The organism is Sphingomonas panaciterrae (assembly GCF_036890205.1).
In the GTDB taxonomy this organism is placed as follows: domain Bacteria; phylum Pseudomonadota; class Alphaproteobacteria; order Sphingomonadales; family Sphingomonadaceae; genus Sphingomonas; species Sphingomonas panaciterrae.
In genome coordinates, this window is the sequence record NZ_JAKNQR010000003.1 from 243,383 (window position 1) to 258,768 (window position 15,386).

The following is a 15,386-nucleotide window of genomic DNA, read 5'->3' on the forward strand; positions in this document are numbered from 1 at the left end:
ATCGTGCGCGAACGCGTCAGGCGGCGGTGCCGCCGACAGTCAGGCCGCCCACCAGCAACGTCGGCTGACCAACGCCGGCCGGCACGCTCTGCCCGCCCTTGCCGCACATGCCGATCCCTTCGTCGAGCGCGAAATCGTTGCCGACGCCAAGCACCTTCGTCAGCACGGTCGGGCCATCGCCGATCAGCGTCGCGCCTTTGATGGAGGCGCCGATCTTGCCGTTCTCCACCTTATAAGCCTCGGTGCAGGAGAAGACGAACTTGCCCGAGACGATGTCGACCTGACCGCCGCCGAACGACTTGGCATAGATGCCGTTCTTCACGCGGGAGAGCAGCTCGGCCGGATCGTCGTTGCCGCCCTTCATGAAGGTGTTGGTCATGCGCGGCATGGGGGCGTGCGCGAAGCTTTCGCGGCGGCCGTTGCCGGTCGCCTCCACGCCCATCAGGCGCGCGTTGAGGCGATCCTGCATGTAACCTTTCAGGAAGCCGTCCTCGATCAGGATCGTCTCGCGAGTCGGCGTGCCTTCGTCGTCGATCGTCAGCGAGCCGCGGCGATCGCGGATCGAGCCATCGTCGACCACGGTGACGCCGCGCGCCGCGACCTGTTCGCCGATGCGGCCCGAGAAGGCGCTGGTGCCCTTGCGGTTGAAATCGCCCTCAAGCCCGTGGCCGATCGCCTCGTGCAGGAGGATGCCGGGCCAGCCGGGGCCGAACAGCACGGTGAACTCGCCCGCCGGAGCCGCAACCGATTCAAGGTTCACCAGCGCCTGCGCCAATGCCTCGTCAATCGCCCGGTTCCAGGTCGCCGGATCGAGCAGCGAATCGTAGAGATAGCGCCCGCCGATCCCGAAGGTGCCGGTTTCGCGGCGGCCGTTCTGCTCCACGACGATCGAGACGTTGAGGCGGACGAGCGGGCGAACGTCAGTAGCGACGAAGCCGTCGGGGCGGACGATTTCCACCACGCTCCACGTGCCTGACAGGCCGACCGATACCTGCGCGACTCGCGGATCGCGCGCACGGGCGGCGGCCTCGATCGTCTGGCACAGGTTCACCTTGTCGGCGAAGGGGACGAGATCGAGCGGATCGCCATCGGTGTAGAGCCGCTGATTGGTGCCGGTGGGCGGCGGCGCCTTCGCGCTGGTCGAGGGATCGATCAGCTGCATCGTTTCCGCCGCGCGCTTGATCGCTGCCTCGGACAGTTCGCTGGCGTGGGCGAAGGCCGTCATCTCACCCGAGACGGCGCGCAGGCCGAAGCCGGAATGGGTGTCGTAGCTGGCGGTCTTGAGCCGGCCATCGTCGAAGCCGAACGCCTCCGACTTGCGATATTGCAGGAACAGCTCCCCGTCGTCGGCGCGCGAGAGAGCGCCCGCGGTGAGCGACAGCGCGGCCTCCGGATCCAGCGAGTCGCGGTACAGGAACGAGCGGGGATCGATAGCGGTCATGATGGGAATGTAGGGCGCGGGGGGCGTCGCGGAAAGGCTGTGGATAAAGTTGTGGGCAAAGCTGTGGGGGCGGCCGGAACAAGCTGCGGACAATCTGTGGGCGAGCTGTGGATAACCTTCAAGCGGGCTGTGGATAAGTTGTGAGCAGGTTGTGGACAGGCCGTGGGAAGGGTGTGGGCAGCGTGTGGATTAGCTGTGGACTGGCTGTGGATAACATTGGCGTGCGTTAACAATCCTCAGCGGGGTGACGAGCTGGCGTTGCGTTCGCGAGGTATGGCTGGAGGCGCGCGTGGCCCAAGGTGACGCAACGGCGCTGTTCGGCGGCTGCGCTGACTTGCCGGATCGAGGAAGGGGTGGCGTCAGCCCGGTAGGACTCGCGTCAAGGCGCTGGCGTGAGGGCCGGGAGGCGCGTGTCGGCGCTCACGCCCGGTGGTGCGGCGCCAATGGGCTGTTCGTTCCGCTGATCTGACGCAGCCGCAAGTGCCGCGGCTGCGTACCGGTGGTGGGATGTTCAGGCGCCCGAGGGGGCGGTGACGCGATCGAGCAGGTTTGCGTGCTGTCGCGTCACGAGGCGACTTAGCGCCCGGCGCCGTCGCCGTGGTCGGGAAGGGTGGCCGGGTCGACGCCATCGGCCGGGCCGCCGATCAGCACGAAGCGGCGATCGCAATAGCCGCAGTCGACATAGCCGAGTTCCGAGATTTCCAGCCACACGCGCGGGTGGCCCAGCGCGGCGGGGATCCCGTCATGCGCGCCGTCACAGGCGACGCGGTGGTGCGAAACTCGGCTGATCTGGGGCGGCGGCAACATGGCGCCCGCGTTAGCAAGGCCGCGCCGCGCTAGCAATCACCTGCCTAGCATTCGCGTGCGGGCGGGCGTAACGATCGCCGCCATGACCGACGCTGCCATCGCCATACGGGATCTTTGCAAGACCTATCAGGGGGGGAAGCGCGCGCTCGACGGGGTCAGTTTCGACGTGCCGCAGGGCACGATCTTTGGCCTGCTGGGGCCAAATGGCGCGGGCAAATCGACGCTGATCAACATTCTGGCCGGGCTGGTGAACAAGACCAGCGGCACGGCATCGATCTGGGGCTTCGACATCGATGCGCAGCCGCGCAACGCCAAGGCGTCGATCGGGATCGTGAACCAGGAGATCCTGTTCGATCCGTTCTTCACGCCGCTCGAGACGCTGGAGATCCAGGCCGGGCTGTACGGCATCCCGAAGCGGGAGCGGCGATCGATGGAATTGCTGCGCGCGGTGCATCTGGAGGACAAGGCCAAGGCTTATGCCCGCACCCTGTCGGGGGGCATGAAGCGGCGGCTGATGGTGGCCAAGGCCATGGTCCATTCGCCGCCGGTGCTGGTGCTCGACGAGCCGACCGCTGGCGTCGATATCGAGCTGCGCCAGCAATTATGGGCCTATGTCCGCGAATTGAACGCCGGTGGCGTGACGGTGGTGCTGACGACGCATTACCTCGAGGAAGCCGAGGAATTGTGCGATCGGATCGCGATCATCAACCATGGCCAGGTCGTCGCCAACGAGCCGACCCGCCAGTTGCTGAGCCGTGCGCAGGAGAAGGTGGTCGAGGTGACCGTGGAACGCGACGTGACGGCGGTGCCCAGCGCGCCCTGTTTCGAGAAGATCGTGCTGAAGGGCGAGCGAACGCTGGAGATCACCTATTCCAAGGACCGGGTGAACGCTGGTGAGGTGCTGGCGGCGGTTCAGGGTGCGGGATTCGGCATCGTCGATGTGTCGACGCGCGAAGCTGATCTGGAGGACGTGTTCCTGAGCCTGACCCGCGCGGCCTGACCGATCGGGTCGCGGTCCGCCAGCGCTATCAGTGCTTGGCGGCCTTCCTGGGCAGGAGGTGAAGCACGCCGGCGACGATCGCGCCGACGATGATGCCGAACACCGCCGAGAGGGCGGCGTTGACGATCCAGGAGGCGACGCCCCCGGCACCGGGAACGGCGTGGCGCGCGGCTTCGGCGGCGTGCTCGATCCAGCCGGGGATCGGCGTCAGGTGAAATTCGTGCAGGCCGTGGACGATGATCTGGCCGCCGACCCACAGCATCGCCGCCGTGCCGATGATGCCGAGCCATTTCAGGACAACGGGCATCGCCGAGACCAGCCCCCGGCCGATCGCGCGCGTGCCGCTGCCCTCCCGCTCTGCCAATGCGAGGCCGATGTCGTCCATCTTCACGATCAGCGCGACGACGCCATAGACGCCGACGGTGATGGCGAGGCCGACGAGCGCAAGCGCGATCGCCTGGTTGACGATCGTCTGATCGGCCAGTTCAGACAGGGCGATGGCCATGATCTCACCGGAGAGGATGAGGTCGGTGCGGATGGCGCCCGACACCTGACGATCCTCCAGCTGTTTGGGATCGGTCACCGCGACGGCTTCGTCGCCATGGTGCGCGCCGGTCAGCGCCTCGATCACCTTTTCCGCGCCCTCGAAGCACAGGAAGGTGCCGCCCGCCATCAGGATCGGGGTGATTGCCCATGGCGCGAAGGCCGACAGCAGGAGTGCCGCGGGCAGGAGCAGGATCAGCTTGTTGCGGATGGAGCCCAGCGCGATCTTCCAGATGATTGGCAGTTCGCGCGCGGGGCTGAGCCCGGTGACGTAGCGCGGGGTGACCGCGGTGTCGTCGATGACGACGCCCACGGCCTTGGTCCCGGCCTTTGCCGAGGCGCCGGCGACGTCGTCCAGGCTGGCGGCGGCGAGCTTCGCCAGCGCCGCAATGTCATCAAGCAACGCAACGAGGCCACCAGCCATCTGATCTGATCCTTCAAACCCAAGCTGCCGCTATGGGCGAACGCGCACAGCGGCAAGGGGCGGATGAACGCGGCACAAAGAAAAAAGGCCGACCCCCGGAGGGGTCGGCCATGAAAGTTTTTAGGAGAGGATGCCTGAAAGGCCTGATGCTTGTGCACTGCAGCATGATTCGCCGCAAGTGCAAAGTTGATTGTAACCGGTTGCATAAATTGCATCGCAACCCGTTGGCATCGACTTCGGCCCGATGCGGGTTAAGGAAGCGACATGACGATTTCCCCGCCGATCGCCGCCACTCGTCCGCACTCCTTCACCGCCCACGGGGTCACCATCGAGGATCCCTGGGCGTGGCTGAAGGACGCCAATTATCCTGACGTCAGCGACAAGGACGTGCTCGCCTATCTGGAGGCGGAGAACGCCTATTTCGAGCAGGCGATGGCACCGCACCGGCCGCTGGTCGACCGGCTGTTTGAAGAGATGAAGGCGCGCATCAAGGAGGATGAATCCTCCGTGCCGCAGAAGGATGGCGACTGGCTGTATTGGACCGCATTCGAGACGGGCGGCGAGTATCGCAAATGGTGGCGCCGCCCGGTCGGTGCGCCCGACGATGGCAGCGCCGACGAGCTGCTGCTGGATGAAACGGCGCTGGCGGCGGGGAAGGAGTATTTCCGGCTGGGCGCGTTCGCCGTGTCGAACGACGGCATGAAGCTGGCCTACGCCATCGACGATAATGGGTCCGAGCGTTTCACCATCCATGTGAAGGATCTGGCCACCGGCGCGCTGCTGCCCGACACGATCCCGGGGATGCTGTCGGACATCGTGTGGACCGCGGATGACAGCGCGTTTCTCTACGGCCTCGCCAACAAGGAATGGCGGACGGACAATGCGCGGCTTCACCGGCTGGGCACCGATCCGGTCGAGGATGTCGAGCTCTACCACGAGGATGACGAGGGTTATCGCGTCGCCGTGGCGGAGACGAGCGACCGGCGCTGGATCGTGATCGCGACGGGCGACCATGTGACGAGCGAGGTTCGCCTGCTGCCGGCGGACAATCCGCTGGCCGAGCCGATCATGGTCGCGCCGCGCCAGTCGGGGCGGGAATATGACGTCGACACGCATGGCGACACGCTGTTCATCCACACCAATGACGTGGACCCGATGTGGCGGCTGGTTACCGCGCCGATCAGTGCGCCCGGCGAATGGACCGAGCTGATCGGGGCGAGCCGCCATTTCTACATGACGGGCGTCGAATGCTATCGCGACTTCTTCGTGGTGGAGGGGCGCGAGGACGGCCTCGATCAGGTGGCGATCCACCGCTACGACGCGCCAACCGTGGCGGAGCGGATCAATTTCCCCGAGGCGAGCTATGCCGCCGGGCTGGGGGACAATCCCGAATATGACCAGACGGTGCTGCGCGTAGGCTATGAATCGATGGTCACGCCGGGCACCGTGTACGATTACGATACCGCGACACGCGGGCTGACCGTGCTGAAGGTGCAGGAGATCCCGTCCGGCTATGAGGCGGGCAAATATCGCACCGAGCGGCTGCACATCACGGCGCGCGATGGCACCGAGGTGCCGGTGTCGATCGTCTATCCGGCCGACTTCCCACGCGATGGCAGCCGGCCGTTGTTCCTTTATGCCTATGGTGCCTATGGCCATGCGATCCCGCCGGGCTTCTCCACCGGGCGGCTGAGCCTGCTCGATCGCGGCTTCGCCTATGCCATCGCGCATATCCGCGGCGGCGACGACCTGGGGCAGCAATGGTACCATGACGGCAAGCTGGCGAAGCGGACCAACACCTTTACCGATTTCGTCGATGTCGCCCGCGGGCTGATCGATGGGAAGTGGACCAGCGAGGGGCGGATCGCGATCGCCGGGCGATCGGCCGGCGGCGAGCTGATGGGTGCGGTGGTCAATTCCGATCCTGAACTCTGGGGCGCGGTGATTGCCGACGTGCCGTTCGTCGACGTGCTGAACACGATGATGGACGAAAGCCTGCCACTGACGCCGGGCGAATGGCCCGAATGGGGCAATCCGATCACCGACCCGGCCGCGTTCCAGCTGATCCGCAGCTACAGCCCGTATGACAATGTCCGGGCGCAGGATTATCCGCCGCTGTTCATTTCCGGCGGGCTCAACGATCCGCGCGTGACCTACTGGGAGCCGGCGAAATGGGCCGCCAAGCTGCGCGCGACCAAGACCGATAACAACATCCTGCTGCTCAAGACCAACATGGGCGCGGGGCATGGCGGCAAATCAGGGCGGTTCGAAAGCCTTCGCGAGGCGGCGGAGGAACATGCCTTCGTGCTGTGGCAGCTGGGGGTGGAAGAGTGAGCCGCACGGTGCGCGGGGCCGTTCGCACGTGACGTTTGAATCGATCATCGCGCAATGGGGAGCCGTCGCGGTGTTCCTGGGCGCGATGCTCGAAGGTGAGACGGCAGTGCTCGCCGGTGGTCTGCTGTCGCACCAGGGCCTGTTGCACTGGCAGTTCGCCTTTGTCGGGGCGGCCGCGGGCTCCTTCCTGTCGGACCAGTTCTTCTTCGCCGCGGGCCGGCGCTATCGCGACAGTCCGACGGTGCAGCGCTGGACGCAGAAGCGCGCCTTTGCCAAGGCGTTGCGCCTGCTGGAACGCTATCCCACCAGTTTCATCTTCGGTTTCCGCTTCCTGTACGGGTTCCGCACCGTCAGCCCGATCGCGATAGGGACCAGCCAGGTGCCGGCATCGACCTTCCTGGTGATCAACGCGATCGCCGCGACGGTTTGGGCGAGCCTGTTCACGGCGCTCGGCTATTGGTTTGGCGAGGCGGTGACGGAACTGGCCGGGCGACTGCGGCCCAGTCGAGAAACGCTGCTGATGGGCGTGGCGGTGCTGGGCGGTATATTCGTGCTGTTCCAGATCCTGCGATGGTGGCGAAAGCGATGACCTTTACCAAGACCTTTGTCGCCGATGCGGCCGACATCGACGAGCTGGGCCATGTTAACAATGCCGTGTGGGTGCGCTGGATCCAGGACCTGGCGGTGGCGCATTGGGAGGCGGTCGCGCCAGAGGAGCAGCGCGCGGCGCATGTGTGGGTCGTGACCCGGCACGAGATCGATTATCGCGGCAATCTGGCGGAGGGGCAGCAGGCGACGGGCGAGACATGGGTGCCCGAGCCGCCGCGGGGCGCGCGGTTCAACCGGCATTTCCGTTTCACCAGCGCCGACGGCCGGGCGCTGGTGGAAGGCGTGACCACCTGGGCGCTGCTCGACCGGGCGAGCGGGCGGCTGCTGCGGGTACGTGACGAAGTTGCCGCGCCATTCCGAAGCGACGGGCCGGCGTGACGCTGGATCGCCGCGCGGTCCTTGCCGCCGCCCCGCTGATCCTTCCGGGATGTGCCACGACACGGACGCGCCCGATTGCGGCGCCAGCAACGGCCTGCCTGGCGCCGGTCCGGGTGGCACCGGACCGCGTGATCCGCACCATTGCCGGCCTCAGGCCCTATCGTTCGAGCGGGTTCGTGGTCCGCGCAGACACGCTGGGTGACAAGCGCGTGGTGCACAATTACGGCCACGGCGGCGCGGGCATCACCCTGTCCTGGGGCACATCGCGGCTGGCGGTGGATCTGGGGCTGCCCGGCCATCACGGAGGCGTGGCGGTGATCGGTGCCGGGATCATGGGCCTCACCACCGCGCGGCTGTGCCAGGAAGCCGGCTATCCGGTGACGCTCTACACCAAGGCGCTACCGCCCGAGACGACGTCCAATATCGCGGGCGGGCAATGGGAACCGGCGAGCCATTTCGCGGACGATGCGGTGACGTCCCAATGGCGCGCACAATATGCCCGGGCGCTGGACTATAGCTGGCGCCGGTTCCAGATCATGGTCGGCGAGGATTACGGCATCCGCTGGGTGCCCACCTATCAGCAGACGCGCACCCCGCCGGGGCAGGCACGCGCGCTGGAGCGCTACATGCCCGGTCTGCGCTACCTCGATGCGGCGGAGCATCCCTTTCCCGTTGGCGGCCACGTCATCCGGTTCGACACGATGTATGCCGAGACGGGTCGGTTGCTGCGCAAGCTGGAACAGGATGTGCGGATTGCCGGCGGCCGCATCGTCATTCGCGATTTTGCCACGCCTGCGGACCTGGCGCGGTTGCCAGAGCGGTTGATCTTCAATTGCACGGGGCTGGGCGCGGCCGCGCTGTTCGGTGATGCGGAGATGATCCCCGTGCGCGGGCAGCTGGCCGTCCTGCTGCCGCAGCCCGAGGTGAATTACGCTTTCGGCGGCCGGATGGGATATATGTTCCCGCGCCCGGACGGGATCATCTGCGGCGGCACGTTCGAACATGGGGAAAGTGCGGCGGAGCCCCAGCCGGGGGATATCGACACTATCCTGGCGCGGCACGCGGCGTTCTTCACGGGATTTCGATGCCGCGCGTGAAGAGCCGGGCAGCCGATGTGCCCGGCGCGTGACCCACCCGTCCTAGCTTAGCGAAGCGCCCGGCGGGGTGGTGTTGATGGCGGCCTCTCCGGAAGCCACGATGGCGGCGGCATCATCATTGTACACCTTGTCGAGATAATAGCCGGCCAAAGTGTAATGAGCCTTCACCGCCTCGGGATTTTCGGTCCGCTGCGCCATTTCGAGCTCCGACTCGGCGCGGCGGTAGTAATATTCCTTGTCGTCGTCCACGAAACTCACTCCATCTCCCGACTTCCGACATAGCCCTTCTGCCGGGAGTGCGAAATCAACCACATTAATAATCAACCGTTAAGCGCATGAAAGCTGTGTTACTTGTTGCTGAAGCGTAATCTTCTATTACTCTCCGTCTTGTTATTGCAGACAAGGAAACCCCGCCGCGGGGATGCGACGAGGCTGGTTTATCACTTGCACCAATGGCCGCTTTCGCAGACCATCAAGCGGTCCGGTTTTCTCCGGGCCTCACCCCACAACATGCGGGCTGGCGGATGGTTCCTGCACGGCCCGCTACGTCCGGAGATGCCATGTCGCTGATTGCCCTTCTGTTTGTCGCCCAGGCAGCCACAGCTTCCATGCCCTCCACGCCGGCCGCGACTAGCCCCGTAACGGCCGAGGTTCCGGCGCGGATCACCCGCTTGCTGCAGCGCTATCCGGTGATCGACGGGCACAACGATCTCGCCTGGGAAATCCGCGACCGGCATGACGGCAAGGTCGAGCAGGTCGATCTGATGCGCGATACCTCCACGCTGCCCTATCCCTTGCAGACCGATATCCCGCGGTTGCGGCGCGGCGGCGTGGGCGGGCAGTTCTGGTCGGTGTGGATCCCGGCGACCACCACCGGGCCGCGCGCCGTCGAGATGACGCTGGAGCAGATCGACATCGTGCGCCGGGTGGCGGCGGCGAATCCGGACGCCTTTGCGCTGGTCACCACCGCGGCCGAAGCGCGCGCGGCGCAGAAGGCGGGGCGGATCGCCTCGATGATCGGGATCGAGGGCGGGCACCAGATCGACGGCCGCCTGTCCGTGCTGCGCCAGATGAAGGAGCTGGGCGTCGGCTATATGACGCTGACGCATGGCAAGAGCCTGAGCTGGGCGGATTCATCGACCGATGCGCCGCGCGCCAACGGGCTGACCGATTTCGGCCGATCGGTCGTGGCGGAGATGAACCGCATCGGCATGATCGTCGACGTCAGCCATGTGTCGGACGCGACGATGGCGGCGGTGCTGGACATCACCAAGGCGCCGGTGATCGCCTCGCACTCCGGCGCGCGCGCGGTGGCGGACGTGCCGCGTAACATTCCCGACGATCTGCTCGCGCGGATCGGCCAGGCGGGCGGGGTCGTGATGGTCAACGTGTACCCGGCCTTCGTCTCGGAGGAATGGCGCGCGTGGGATCGCAAGCGATCCGAGTTCGGCAAGGCGCAGGGGCTGGCCACGGATGTGTACGGGCCGAAGGCACCGGCGCCGATGGTCGCCTGGGACGCGGCGAACCCGATGCCGCATGTCACCGCCGCCAACGTCGCCGACCATGTCGAGCATATCGCGCGCGTCGCCGGCAAGGGCGCGGTCGGGATAGGCGGCGACTATGACGGGATCGGCGGTACGGCACCGGCGGACATGACCGGGGTGGACGGCTATCCGCGACTGTTCGCGGAACTGGCGCGGCGCGGCTGGACCGACGCGGAGCTTGGTGCGCTGGCGCAGGGCAACGTGCTGCGCGTGATGGAGCGGGTGGAGGCGGTCGCCGCCAGCCAGAAGGCGATGAAGCCGGTCGACGCGACCGCGACCGACTAAGTCGGGAGGGAGACGGAGCCGCCGCCTAGGGGCGCCGCAGCTGCGGCGCGAGGCGGCGGACGTCGAGATTGTCGACGCCCAGGATCAGGATCGTGCCGAGCCGCCAGTCGCGCGTCGCGACGCGCAACCCCTCACGCGTGGCTTGAACGTCGCGCCATTCGACCTCCCGGGCGGCAGCGCCTTTTCCGCGCACCTTGAGCACCGCGACGCGCCGGCCATCGCCGACGATCAACGCGGCCTGCCCGTCATCGCCAAGCACGGCGGACACCGGCGCGAAGTCGGTGAGGAGCTCTGCCGATGCGGACAACGCCTGCTCGGGTGTGGTCAGCCGCTGCCCGCCCCCACGGTGCAGCAGCCACATGATCAGCGCCCCCAGCCCGGCCAGCGCAGCCCCCGCTGCGCCCGCCACGACCCAGATCATCTGGGTGGCGCGACCGCGTCCATCAGCGGACGAAGGGCGGAGAGATCATAGCCGGCGCCGCGCGCCTGCTGTGTCAGTTCGTCCGGGTCACCGCCGAGGCCAGCCTGCGCCAGCGCCCACAGGTTGCACGACCGGGTGCCCGACCGGCAGTAAGCGAGCACCGGGCCATTGGCGGCGCCGAGCGCGTCGATCATCGCCGTGACCTGCGGCATCGAGAAGCCGGCGTGAGTGACCGGGATGGCGGTATAGGCCAGGCCCTGATCCTCGGCCGCAGCACGGATCGCGTCGCCGGTCGGCTGCCCGTCCTCTTCGCCATCGGGCCGATTGTTGACGATCGCCGCGAAGCCGGCGGCCTTGATCGCCGGAATGTCCTCAGGGGCGATCTGCGGGGCGACCGAGATGCGGTCGTCGATGCGGCGGATATCGAGCATGGCGCCAGCGATAGCGCAGCTTCGCGCACGGGAGAACCAGCGCCGGCGCGTTATCCACGGCTTTTTCAGCGGCTCAATGCTCGCGGATCACGCGCAGGAACGGTTCTCCATAGGCATCGAGCTTTCGCTGTCCCACGCCGGTCAGGCGGCCGAGCGCCGAGAGGCTGGCGGGGCGGGTCGCCGCCATCTCGCGCAGCACCGAATCGTGGAAGATCACATAGGGCGGCACGCCGGCCTCCTGCGCAAGTTCGCGCCGGCAGGTGCGCAATGCCTCGAACAGCGGGTCGTTGACCGGATCGGCCGCCTGATCGCCGCGGCGACGGCGGGCGCGCTTGGGCGGGATGACGAGTTTGAGCGTATCCTCGCCCTTGATCAGCCCGCGCGCGGCGGGGCCGAATTCCAGCCCGCCATGCGGATTGGTGCGCAACGCGTCGCGCAGCAGCAGCGCGCGGCCGACCGGCTTGAGCATGGCCGCCTCCTCGCCGTCGACGATGCTCCACACCGACAGCGCCTCATGCCCGTTCATCAGGCTGCGTTCGGAGGATTTACCGGTCAGCACTTCCTCGACATAGGTCGCGCCATAGCTTTGGCCGGTGCGGAAGACGGCGGAGAGATATTTGCGCGCGGTTTCCGTCGCGTCGATCGCATTGGGGGGCGACAGGCAATTGTCGCAATTGCCGCAGGTCGCCGGCGGGCTCTCCCCGAAATGGGCGAGAAGGATGCGACGGCGACAACCGGCGGTTTCGGCGAGGGCGCCGAGCGCGTTGAGCCGCTGGCGTTCCCCCGGCTGGCGCTGCGGCTCGACCTCCGCGATGCGCTGTCGCGCGCGGGCGAAATCCTCCGCGCCCCAGAACAGGTGCGCGACCGCCGGATCGCCATCGCGACCGGCGCGGCCGGTTTCCTGATAATAAGCCTCGATCGACTTGGGCAGGCCGGCGTGCGCGACGAAGCGGACGTCGGGCTTGTCGATCCCCATGCCGAAAGCGACGGTCGCCACGATCACCATGTCCTCGCTCGCGACGAAGGCGGCCTGATTGCGGCGGCGAATCTCGGGATCGAGCCCGGCGTGATAGGCGCGCACCGGGCGGCCGGTCGCCTCGCGCAGCGTGGCGGCGAGCTTCTCGGTACCCGCGCGGGTCTGGGCATAGACGATGCCCGGGCCCGGCGTGTCGCGGATGACATCGGCGATCTGGCGCGTCGTATTGTCGCGCGGCGAGATCGAATAGCGGATGTTGGGCCGGTCGAAACCGGCGACGATCATCCCTTCTGTCGGGATGCCGAGCTGATCGAGGATGTCGGCGCGGGTATGTTCGTCCGCCGTCGCTGTGAGCGCGAGCCGCGGCACATCGGGATAGCGATCGAGCAGCGGGCGCAGCAGGCGGTAATCGGGGCGGAAATCATGCCCCCATTCGCTGACGCAATGCGCCTCGTCGATCGCGAACAAGGCGACCCGGCCGCGTTCGAGCAGGTCGCGGAAATCGGCCGTCGAGGCGCGTTCGGGCGCGATGTAGAGGAGGTCGAGATCGCCATCGAGGAAACGGCCGCGAGTCTCTGCCTTGTTCTCATCGACGCTGGTGAGGGTGGCGGCGCGGATGCCCACCGCCTCGGCCGCGCGCAGCTGATCGTGCATCAGCGCGATGAGCGGGGAGACGACGATGCAGGTGCCGTCGAGCATGGTGGCGGGCAGCTGATAGGTCAGCGACTTGCCGGCGCCGGTGGGCATCACGGCAAGCGTCGATTGGCCGGCCAGCACGCGATCGACCACCTGGCGCTGAACACCGCGGAAATCGGGGAAACCAAACAGCTTCTGGAGGACGGAAACGGGGTCGGCGGCCATTCGCCGTGGCTCTACGCGTGCCGGGCGGGGGCGGCAACCGCGATGGCGCCGCTTGATCCGCAGCAGTTTACCCCGCCGCGCGACGCATTACATGCGGGGCATGAACAAGGTCCGCGACAATCGTGCCGAACAGGAATTCGAACTGGACGTCGGCGGCCATCGCGCGCTGGCCGCCTATCAGCGCGAGGGCGAGCGGATCGTCTTCACCCACACGCACGTCCCGGCAGAGATCGAGGGGCGGGGCGTTGCATCCAAGCTGATCCGCGCCGCGCTGGACAGCGCGCGCGACCAGGGGCTGAAGGTGGTGCCGCAATGCACGTTCGTGGCAGCATTCATCCGCCGGCATCCCGAATATCGCGATCTGGTCGCCTGATCGCGCGCGCCCGACAACAGATCAATAGTAGATCAGTCGGCGGTTTCGACCTCCGCCGCCTGCCGCTCGCTCGCCTGACGCGCCCATAGTTCGGCATAGGTGCCGCCGGCGCGGAGCAATTCGTCATGCGTGCCCTGTTCGGTCACACGGCCGGCCTCAAGCACGACGATCTTGTCGGCGTGGACGACAGTCGAAAGGCGGTGGGCGATGACGATGGTGGTGCGACCACGCTCGATCGCCTCCAGCGTCGCCATGATGTCCGCTTCCGTCCGGCTGTCGAGTGCCGAGGTCGCCTCGTCGAGGATCAGGACCGGCGGGTTCTTGAGCAGGGTGCGGGCGATCGCCACGCGCTGCTTTTCGCCACCCGAAAGCTTCAGCCCACGCTCGCCGACGCGCGTGTCATAGCCGCCGGGCTGCGCCTCGATGAAGCCGGCGATCGCCGCCCCGCGCGCGGCGGCGCGGATATCGGCGTCGTCGGCGCCTTCACGGCCGTAGGCGATATTGTAGCCGATCGTGTCGTTGAACAGCACCGTATCCTGCGGCACGATGCCGATCGCGCTGCGCAGGCTGGCCTGGGTGACCGTGGCGATATCCTGCCCGTCGATGGTGATGCGGCCGCCGGTCAGATCGTAGAAGCGATACAGCAGCCGCGCGAGCGTCGACTTGCCGGCGCCGGACGGGCCGACGACCGCAACGGTGCTGCCGGCCGGAATGTCGAGCGTGATGCCCTTCAGGATATCGCGCCCGGGCTCATAGCCGAAGCGGACATCCTCGAAGCGCAGATGCCCCGGGCCGACGCGGAGCGGGCGGGCGCCAGGGGGATCGACCACCTCCGACGGGGTGTCGACCAGATCGAACATCGCGCCCATGTCGATCACGCCCTGGCGGATCGTTCGATAGACCATGCCGAGGAGGTCGAGCGGGCGGAACAGCTGCGACAGCAGCGTCGAGACGAGCACCACGTCGCCGGCGGAGAAGCGGCCGTCAGACCAGCCCCATACGACAAAGGCCATGCCAGCGCCGAGCATCAGATTGGTGATCGCGGCCTGGCCGATATTGAGCCAGGCGAGGCTGTTTTCGGACTTCACCGCGGCGGTGGCATAGGCCTGCATCGCGGCATCGTAGCGGCGGGCCTCCCGATCCTCGGCGCCGAAATATTTCACCGTTTCGAAGTTCAGCAGCGAATCGACCGCGTGGGCGACCGCGCCGGTGTCGAGATCGTTCATCCGCTGGCGCAGGCTGGCGCGCCAGTCGGTCACCTTTCGGGTGAACCAGATGTAGACGACCACCATCACCAGGGTACCGGCGACGAGCGGCCAGCCGAACTTCACCCAGAAGATGCCGAGGACCAGCGTCAGTTCAAGGATGGTCGGCGCGATGTTGAACAGGAGGAAGTAGAGCATCGTATCGATGCTCTTGGTGCCGCGTTCGACGACCTTGGTGACCGCGCCGGTGCGCCGTTCGAGATGGAAGCGAAGCGACAGATCATGGAGGTGGCGGAACACCTGGCTGGCGAGGCGGCGCGTCGCCTCCTGCCCGACACGTTCGAACACCGTGTTGCGCAGATTGTCGAACAGCGTGGTGCCGAACCGCGCCGCGGCGTACCCCACGACGAGCAGCACCACGAGCATCGCCGGCGAGCGGGGCAGCGTGGCCATGCCGTCCACCGCGCCCTGAAGCGCGAAGGGCGCGCCATAGACCTGGACCAGTTTCGACATGAGGACGAGCAGCATCGCGCCGGCGACGCGCAGCTTCATGCCCGGCGCGTCGGATGGCCAGAGATAGGGGAGGAAGCGGCGCAGCGTCGGGCCGAGCGGACGCTCGGCGCTGTTCCCGGTCGGGTCGATGGGTGGCATTGTTGC

Annotated in this window: 15 protein-coding genes; 7 read left to right on the plus strand and 8 right to left on the minus strand. The window is 67.0% G+C overall.

The genetic code is table 11. From position 1 onward, the window contains the following. Positions 1-16: 16 nt before the first annotated feature. Together tldD and L8F96_RS11260 are read right to left on the minus strand one after the other, a co-directional pair. Complete coding sequence (gene tldD, locus L8F96_RS11255) at positions 17-1,441, minus strand: metalloprotease TldD (RefSeq protein WP_417158968.1); 1,425 nt, start codon at positions 1,439-1,441, stop codon at positions 17-19. 576 nt (positions 1,442-2,017) lie between these two features. Next, on the minus strand, positions 2,018-2,248 hold the full coding sequence (locus L8F96_RS11260) for a zinc-finger domain-containing protein (RefSeq protein WP_046408381.1): 231 nt from the start codon (positions 2,246-2,248) through the stop codon (positions 2,018-2,020). Positions 2,249-2,330: 82 nt separating this feature from the next. On the opposite strand from L8F96_RS11260, the gene L8F96_RS11265 reads away from it, so the two are divergent. Continuing rightward, positions 2,331-3,248: an ABC transporter ATP-binding protein gene (locus L8F96_RS11265; protein ID WP_125945215.1), complete on the plus strand. Its 918-nt coding sequence runs from the start codon at positions 2,331-2,333 to the stop codon at positions 3,246-3,248. Between the two features lie 28 nt (positions 3,249-3,276). Here the strand turns inward: L8F96_RS11265 and L8F96_RS11270 are convergent, their stop codons facing one another. Further along, positions 3,277-4,215 (minus strand): DUF808 domain-containing protein, encoded by a 939-nt coding sequence (locus tag L8F96_RS11270; protein WP_145120497.1) that lies wholly within the window; start codon positions 4,213-4,215, stop codon positions 3,277-3,279. 264 nt (positions 4,216-4,479) lie between these two features. Here L8F96_RS11270 and L8F96_RS11275 point away from each other — a divergent pair, with 264 nt between their 5' ends. From L8F96_RS11275 to L8F96_RS11290, 4 genes are read left to right on the plus strand one after another with little or no spacing between them, the layout of a single operon-like run. Then, on the plus strand, positions 4,480-6,549 hold the full coding sequence (locus tag L8F96_RS11275) for a S9 family peptidase (protein ID WP_334656024.1): 2,070 nt from the start codon (positions 4,480-4,482) through the stop codon (positions 6,547-6,549). A gap of 28 nt (positions 6,550-6,577) precedes the next feature. Then, positions 6,578-7,138, plus strand: coding sequence for a DedA family protein (locus tag L8F96_RS11280; RefSeq protein ID WP_241212573.1), 561 nt, complete (start codon positions 6,578-6,580; stop codon positions 7,136-7,138). Then, positions 7,135-7,536 (plus strand): acyl-CoA thioesterase, encoded by a 402-nt coding sequence (locus tag L8F96_RS11285; protein WP_125945219.1) that lies wholly within the window; start codon positions 7,135-7,137, stop codon positions 7,534-7,536. Before L8F96_RS11280 ends, L8F96_RS11285 begins: the two co-directional genes overlap by 4 nt. After that, positions 7,533-8,633: an FAD-dependent oxidoreductase gene (locus L8F96_RS11290; protein WP_334656025.1), complete on the plus strand. Its 1,101-nt coding sequence runs from the start codon at positions 7,533-7,535 to the stop codon at positions 8,631-8,633. Before L8F96_RS11285 ends, L8F96_RS11290 begins: the two co-directional genes overlap by 4 nt. Positions 8,634-8,675: 42 nt before the next feature. Here L8F96_RS11290 and L8F96_RS11295 read toward each other — a convergent pair whose 3' ends face one another. After that, positions 8,676-8,882: a hypothetical protein gene (locus tag L8F96_RS11295; RefSeq protein WP_046408461.1), complete on the minus strand. Its 207-nt coding sequence runs from the start codon at positions 8,880-8,882 to the stop codon at positions 8,676-8,678. A gap of 311 nt (positions 8,883-9,193) precedes the next feature. On the opposite strand from L8F96_RS11295, the gene L8F96_RS11300 reads away from it, so the two are divergent. Beyond that, entirely contained in the window at positions 9,194-10,462 is a 1,269-nt protein-coding gene (locus L8F96_RS11300) for a dipeptidase (protein WP_334656026.1), read from the plus strand. 25 nt (positions 10,463-10,487) lie between these two features. Here L8F96_RS11300 and L8F96_RS11305 read toward each other — a convergent pair whose 3' ends face one another. From L8F96_RS11305 to recQ, 3 genes are all read right to left on the minus strand, one after another. Continuing rightward, positions 10,488-10,883, minus strand: coding sequence for a hypothetical protein (locus L8F96_RS11305; protein WP_334656027.1), 396 nt, complete (start codon positions 10,881-10,883; stop codon positions 10,488-10,490). Further along, complete coding sequence (locus tag L8F96_RS11310) at positions 10,880-11,314, minus strand: protein tyrosine phosphatase family protein (RefSeq protein ID WP_046408368.1); 435 nt, start codon at positions 11,312-11,314, stop codon at positions 10,880-10,882. The genes L8F96_RS11305 and L8F96_RS11310 overlap by 4 nt, the downstream gene beginning before the upstream one ends. A 73-nt stretch (positions 11,315-11,387) precedes the next feature. Then, entirely contained in the window at positions 11,388-13,151 is a 1,764-nt protein-coding gene (gene recQ / locus L8F96_RS11315) for a DNA helicase RecQ (RefSeq protein WP_334656028.1), read from the minus strand. A gap of 100 nt (positions 13,152-13,251) precedes the next feature. Between recQ and L8F96_RS11320 the strand changes: the two genes are divergently transcribed. After that, on the plus strand, positions 13,252-13,524 hold the full coding sequence (locus L8F96_RS11320) for a GNAT family N-acetyltransferase (RefSeq protein ID WP_046408459.1): 273 nt from the start codon (positions 13,252-13,254) through the stop codon (positions 13,522-13,524). Positions 13,525-13,556: 32 nt separating this feature from the next. Here L8F96_RS11320 and L8F96_RS11325 read toward each other — a convergent pair whose 3' ends face one another. After that, entirely contained in the window at positions 13,557-15,380 is a 1,824-nt protein-coding gene (locus L8F96_RS11325; protein WP_334656029.1) for an ABCB family ABC transporter ATP-binding protein/permease, read from the minus strand. Between the last annotated feature and the right edge of the window lie 6 nt (positions 15,381-15,386).